Origin of the sequence: Micromonospora sp. NPDC051296 (genome assembly GCF_040682255.1) — a bacterium.
Lineage (GTDB): Bacteria > Actinomycetota > Actinomycetes > Mycobacteriales > Micromonosporaceae > Micromonospora > Micromonospora craterilacus.
Genome location: NZ_JBFBAO010000619.1, coordinates 1 through 1,939, shown reverse-complemented (window position 1 = coordinate 1,939; position 1,939 = coordinate 1). Strand labels below are relative to the sequence as shown.

The window sequence follows — 1,939 nt, the reverse complement described above, 5'->3', positions numbered from 1 at the left end:
GAAGACGATCACGTTGTCGGCGTAGCCGGTGCGGCCGCCGATCCATTGGCCGCCGCAGGTGATCAGCCGCAGGCCGGCCGGGCCCTCGTGACCGTAGACGCGGTCGGCTGGCAACTGGTCCTTGGGAAAGTGCTCCACCGAGTCCACGGTGAACACCACCACCGAACCGTCGTCCCGGGTCACCTCGATCGGGTCGCCCACCCGCATCTTGCCCAGGTCGTAGAAGACCGATGGGCCGTTCTTGGTGTCGACGTGCCCGACGATGACCGCGGGACCCGGGTCGCCGGGAACAGGCCCCCGGTCGTACCAGCCGGTCTCCTCGTGCCGGCTCAGCGGCGGCACGCCGATCGTGCCGTCCGGCGCGTCGCCGACCGGCTTCACCGGCGCGGAGACGTCGATCGACGGGACGGAGAGGCTCACCGGTCGGGCGGTCGTACGGGCGGCCGGCGCACCGGCCGACGACCGCTCGCCACCGGCGGCGGCAGCGGCCCACTCCAGCGGATCGCCGACCGCGCGCCCCAGCCCGGCGCCGGTGGCGAAGACGCCGGCCAGCACCAGCACCACGGCCAGCGGTATCGACCAAGGGCTACGGCCGGACCGCCGCTGGCGGCGGGAACGACCGGAGTGGGGGGCGAAGACCTCGGGGTTGGGGGCGAAGGCGGGTGGCCGGGGCGTGCGGCCGTCGGGATATGGCAGGAAGAGTTCGGGGCGAGGTGCGGGGCGCGCCGTACGGCCGGCACCAGCGGTTCGCGCCGCACGCCCGGAGCCGGATGGTCGCGGCGTACGGCCGGAGCCGGATGGTCGTGGGGCGCGAGCGGCCGGCATGGCAGGCTCACCGACGCGCGCCGCGGCGGCGCGCAGTCATGAACCACACGACGACGCCGGTGATGGTCAGCGCGAGCCCGGCGGGAAGCAGCAGACCGGAGGTGACGCCACCGGCACCGCCGCCGAAGCCGGTCGCCGGCCCCCGGCTGGGCCTGCCGCTGGGCTTGACGGTGCGTACCACCTGGAGCATGGTCGACGCGGTCTCGCCGCCCCGGCATTCCAGCTTGACCCGGTAGCTGCCGGGCAGCACCCGATCCTTCACCTGGGCCGTCCCGGTCAGCAACCCGCGCTGCGGCTGCACGGCGACCCGGCCGAAGGCGTCCGAGATCACGATGGCGCCCACCGAGTTGTCCTGGCAGCTGGCCCGGAGCCCGACCAGGTGCCCCGGTTCCACGGTGCCCGGGCTGACCTCGATGAAGACGTTCGGGCCGGGTGGATCCGGTGCGGCGACCGGCCGCCAAACGGCATTCTGGGCGGCGGTCGGACCTGGTCCGGCGGCCCGGGCCGGCGCCGCCACCACGAACGGCGCGGCCAGCGCGGCGGCGAGCAGCGGGGCGACGGCAGCGAAGGCCAGCAGCGGAGCGGCGTACGAGGCGGCCCACAGCGCCGGACGTGTGCGGCTCCCTGACACGATGCCCCCTCCCGGCGCGCCGAAGCACTCGCCGGGCGCCGCCGGACACCCGGTCTGCCGTACGGGATGATGGTCTCACCCCCGGTCGTACATCACATCCGATCCGGCGCGGTGCTCGCGTAGGCTCGGTTCGCTGTGACCTACACCGACCCGCTTCCCGCCGTGTCCGCGCCGCACCCGGCGCGGGCGATCCGTACCTTCCACCCGCGACGCGGCCGGATGAGCGGCCGACAGACGGCGGCGTTGGAGCAGCTCTGGCCGGCGTACGGCCTGCGCGTCCCCGACGCCGCGCCGTTCGACCCCGCCGGGCTGTTCGGCCGCCGAGCTCCGCTGGTGGTCGAGATCGGATCCGGTATGGGCGACACGACGGTCGAAATGGCCGCCGCCGACCCGGATCGAGACTATCTGGCGGTCGAGGTGCACACGCCCGGAATTGCCAACCTGCTGGACCTGGTCCACCTGCGTGGCCTGGGCAACGTACGG

2 protein-coding genes and 1 pseudogene are annotated in these 1,939 nt (G+C 74.3%); 1 reads left to right on the top strand and 2 read right to left on the bottom strand.

All coding sequences use genetic code 11. The features are described 5' to 3' along the window. The coding region (locus AB0M52_RS33575) for a class F sortase (protein WP_363961875.1) at positions 1-576 on the bottom strand (576 nt) is incomplete at its 3' end. Positions 577-832: 256 nt separating this feature from the next. Beyond that, a complete protein-coding gene (locus AB0M52_RS33570) occupies positions 833-1,402 on the bottom strand; it encodes a hypothetical protein (protein ID WP_363961873.1) in 570 nt (189 codons plus the stop codon). 273 nt (positions 1,403-1,675) lie between these two features. Between AB0M52_RS33570 and AB0M52_RS33565 the strand changes: the two are divergent. After that, positions 1,676-1,939, top strand: a pseudogene (locus tag AB0M52_RS33565) (tRNA (guanosine(46)-N7)-methyltransferase TrmB); the annotation flags it as partial.